Origin of the sequence: Pseudomonas sp. EGD-AK9 (assembly GCF_000465935.2) — a bacterium.
Classification (GTDB): domain Bacteria; phylum Pseudomonadota; class Gammaproteobacteria; order Pseudomonadales; family Pseudomonadaceae; genus Aquipseudomonas.
The window spans coordinates 1-4,161 of sequence record NZ_AVOF01000282.1 but is presented as its reverse complement, the minus strand read 5'-3'; the positions used below and the strand labels follow the sequence as shown (position 1 = coordinate 4,161).

The window sequence follows — 4,161 nt, the reverse complement described above, 5'->3', positions numbered from 1 at the left end:
GTTCGGCGGCCTCGCGGCTGACCGCGCCGACGCCCTTCATGCGCGCCTCGACGGCCCGCGCCACCTCGGCGTACACCGGCTTGCGCTTGCCATCCAGGGCGAGCTTGGCGCGCAGCGCCTCGCCGAGTTTCGCCGGTGCGGTGTCGGCCTCGCCGGTATAGGGCACCAGGCCGTCGATCAGGGCCAGGCGGGCGATGCGCTCGGGCATGGCGGCGGCCAGCAGCACCGCGGTGATCGCGCCCATGGAGTGACCGAGGATGGAAAAGCGCTGCCAACCGAACTGCTCGGCCACCTGCAGCACGTCGTAGGCGTAATCCCACAGGGCGTAGCCGGCGCCCGCCGGGCGGTGTTCGGAATGGCCGTGGCCGGCGAAATCCAGGGCGACGATGCGCAGTCCGTCCAGCTTCGGCGCCAGGCGGGCGAAGCTGGCGGCGTTGTCCAGCCAGCCGTGCAAGGCCAGCACCGGCATGCCGTCCTCGGGGCCGTAGAGATGGGCGGCCAGCTCGATATGCGGCAGGCTCAGGCGGACTTCTTCGAAACAGGCGCTCATGCGGACTCCTCAAGCGAGCCGGCCCAACGGGCGAACAGCTGGCGCAGCAGCTCGGCGGTGGCCTGCGGGCGCTCCAGCGGGAACATATGGCCGCCCGGCAGGCTCAAGTATTCGCCGCGCGGCATGCGCCGCAGCAGGCGGGCGTGATGCGGCAGCACCACCCTGCTGTGGCGGCCGCGGACCATGGCCAGCGGCACCGCCAGCTGCTGCGGGCGACCCGGTGCGGTGTGCGGCACGCTGCGGTAGATGCTGATCTCGGTGGCCGGATCGAACTTCAGGCGCAGGCCCTGCCCCGCCGGCTGCAGGCCATGGCGCACGTAGGCGTCCAGGCATTCGGGATCGAAGCGGCGGAACAGGCTCTTCGCGGCGAAGTAGTCGCGCGCCTCGGCCGGGTCGGCGAAGGCCTCGCGCCGGCCCAGGGTACGCCCGGCCGGGGTGATGCGGTCGATGAAGCCGAAGCGCTTGGCGGCGCGGATCACCATGCGGTCGGCCAGGGTCAGCAGCGGCGAGTCGAGCATCACCACGCCGCGGTACAGCTCCGGCCTGAGCAACGCGGCGTGATAATGCAGCACGCCGCCAAGGGAATGGCCGACGCCCCAGACCGGCTCGTCGCCGCCTTCCAGGTGATGGATCAGCTCGGCGACCAGGTTGGCCCAGTTGTCGTCCACCGGAAAGCGCGGATCGTGGCCGTGCTGCTGCAGGTGGCGCACCCGGTAGTCCGGCGCCAGGGCGGCGAACAGCTTGGCGTAGGTGGCCGAGGGAAAACCGTTGGCGTGGGCGAAGAAGATCGGCTGCGGCATGCGCGGCGCTCGCGAAATGAACACCGGGCGATTTTCCGGCAGCCCCGCCGCCGCGGCAATGACCGTAACCGCCATTGATGGCGGCGCTATGGCCAGAACTATCGGCGGCGCCCGCTCATATCTTCGGCCGTTGCTCGCCCAACGGCACAATCGCCATGGTCAGGCGCGAGATGCAGCTGGGCTTGCCGTCGTCGCCGCTCAGGCGGATGTCCCAGACATGGGTGGTGCGGCCCAGATGCACCGGCCGCGCCACGGCATGCACCCGCCCTGCGCGCAGGCCGCGCAGGTGGTTGGCGTTGACCTCCAGGCCGACGCAGTAGAAGCGGCTGCTGTCGATGCACAGGTAGCTGGCCATGGAGCCGAGGGTCTCGGCCAGCACCACCGAGGCGCCGCCGTGCAGCAGGCCGTAGGGTTGATGGGTACGCGCATCGACCGCCATGCTGGCGCTGAGCGAATCGTCGTCGAAGGACTCGAAGCGGATGCCCAGCAACTCACCGATGGTGTGTTTCTGCAAGGCGTTGAGTGCATCGAGATCGGGGGCTTGTCGCCACAGGCTCATGGGGCATTCCTTAAGCTGTCGGGAAACCGGGCCGACGCCGCCGGCCCGCTCACACTCACTCGTGCCAGAGCACTGCTTCGCTGCGCTGCTGCCACTCGGCGAAGCGCGCGCCGTAGGCGCCCTCGACCACGTTGCGCTTGATCTTCAGGGTCGGCGTGAGGAAGCCGTTCTCCACCGCCCAGACCTCCTTGACCAGCACTAACCCCTGCAGCCGCTCATGCTGGTCGAGACGCCGGTTGACCTCCTCGAGCAGTGCCTTGAGGCTGCTTTCCAGCGCGCCGCGGCTGTCGTTGGCGGCCTCCTGGCGGCCCGCCTCGGACAATACGCAGAGCGCCAGGGGTTGCGCCAGGCCGTCGCCGACCACGCAGACCTGCTCGATGCGCGAATGCTCGCCGAGACGGTTCTCGATGGGCGCCGGCGCCACGTACTTGCCCTTGCTGGTCTTGAAGATCTCCTTGATCCGCCCGGTCAGGCGCAGGTTGCCCTCGGCGTCCTGCTCGCCCTTGTCGCCAGTGCGCAGGAAACCGTCTTCGGTGAGGGTCTCGGCGGTCTTGACCGGGTCCTTGTAGTAGCCCTGCATGGTGGCGCCGCTGCGCACCTGCACCTCGCCGTCCTCGGCGATGCGCACCTCCACGCCGGGGCTGTTCTGGCCGATCCAGCCCTGCTTGAACTTGCCCGGCCGGCACACGTGGGAGTAGCCGCAGTTCTCGGTCATGCCGTAGACCTCCTGGATTTCCAGGCCCAGGCGGCGATACCAGTTGAGCAGCGCCTCGGGCACCGGCGCGGCGCCGGACAGCGCGTAGCGCACGGAGTCCAGGCCGAGCCCGGCAAGCACTTTCCTGCCGACCAGGCGGCCGATCAGCGGCAGTTTCAGCAGGCGGTCGAGCTTGTGCGCCGGCATCTTGGCGTACACGCCCATCTGGAACTTGGTCCAGATGCGCGGCACGCCGAACATCACCGTCGGCCGTGCGCGCTTGAGGTCGTCGAGGAAGGTGTCCAGGCTCTCGGCGAAGAAGATCGTCTGCCCGGCGTAGATCGATGCCAGCTCGACGAACATCCGCTCGGCCACGTGACACAGTGGCAGGTAGGACAGCAGGCGGTCGTCCTCGCCGACGCCGAACAGCTCGATGGCATTGCTGGCGGCGAAGCCGAAATTGCCGAACTGGTGCATCACCCCCTTGGGCGTGCCGGTGGTGCCGGAGGTATAGATGATGGTGGCCAGCTGGTTGGCCGCGGGCTTGGGATCGTCCTGGATCGGTGCGCAGCGCTGCAGGTCGTCCCAGCTGTAGTCGAACTCGCCCGGCGGGTGCAGCGGCAGGCTGACGGTCGGCAGCCCGGCGGGCAGCCCCGGCGCCATGGCCGGCCAGTCGTCGAGCTTGCCGATCAGGGCCAGCGCCGCTTCGGAATGCTCCAGCACCTGGCGCATCGACTCGGCGGTGAGGTTGGGGTACAGCGGCACCGAGACGTGCCCGGCCATCCAGATCGCCAGGTCGGCGACTATCCAGTGCGCGCAGTTCTTCGACACGATGGCGATGCGGCTGCCCGGTGCCAGTTCGCGGCTGCGCAACCAGTGGGCGGCGCGCCGCGCCTGTTCGCCCACCTCGGCCCAGCTCAGCTCCAGCAGCTGGCCGCCGCCGAGAGGCTGGACCATGTAGCGTTTGTTCGGGTGCTTTGCTTCACGCTCGTAGAACAGCTCGAGCGGCAGACGGATCGCATCGGCCACAGGGCTTCCTCCTTGTTGTTTTTATGGGGGTCAACCAAGCACTTGCTTGGTCGACTATTCCACGCAGACAAGGACGGCGCAAGTTAAGAAATGTTTCCCCGGTCGCCCGGCTAGCCGGCTACAACCGCGTGTCGCGAGATCAATGCGGATGGATCAGCGCCAGCAGCTCCATCAGCCCGGCCGCCGGCAGATCGCCGTCGAGTTCGGCCAGGCTGGCGGTGCGCATCGGCAGCGGCTCCTGGCGATTGCCATGCACCAGCAGGCCGCCGAGGGCGCCGATCAGCGGCTGGTGGCTGACCAGCAGCATCTCCGCGCCTTCGCGCTCGTCGAGGTACTTGAGCACCTCGCGCGGGTCGCTGTCCGGTGTCAGCCAGGGCACGGTGCCCACCGCGCCGGCGAAACCCAGCGCACCGCGCACCAGTTCCGCGGTCTGCTGGGCGCGCACGTAGGGGCTGGCGAGAATCGCCGTGAGCGGCCGTCCGGCCAGTTGCGCGGCGGCCTGCAGCACCTCCTTGCGGCCGCGGGCGGT

5 protein-coding genes are annotated in these 4,161 nt (G+C 69.1%); all 5 read right to left on the bottom strand.

Translation table 11 applies throughout. The features are described from left to right. Positions 1-550 (bottom strand): alpha/beta fold hydrolase (locus N878_RS13875; protein WP_021444244.1); only part of this gene is annotated, 550 nt, incomplete at its 3' end. Then, entirely contained in the window at positions 547-1,350 is an 804-nt protein-coding gene (locus N878_RS13870) for an alpha/beta fold hydrolase (RefSeq protein ID WP_021444243.1), read from the bottom strand. The genes N878_RS13870 and N878_RS13875, both read right to left, overlap by 4 nt. Positions 1,351-1,465: 115 nt before the next feature. Beyond that, positions 1,466-1,909 (bottom strand): hotdog fold thioesterase, encoded by a 444-nt coding sequence (locus N878_RS13865; protein WP_021444242.1) that lies wholly within the window; start codon positions 1,907-1,909, stop codon positions 1,466-1,468. A 55-nt stretch (positions 1,910-1,964) separates the two neighbouring features. Beyond that, entirely contained in the window at positions 1,965-3,632 is a 1,668-nt protein-coding gene (locus N878_RS13860; RefSeq protein ID WP_021444241.1) for an AMP-binding protein, read from the bottom strand. Between the two features lie 139 nt (positions 3,633-3,771). Further along, positions 3,772-4,161, bottom strand: a 390-nt coding sequence (locus N878_RS13855) for a histidine phosphatase family protein (protein WP_021444240.1), incomplete at its 5' end; no start/stop codon positions are given.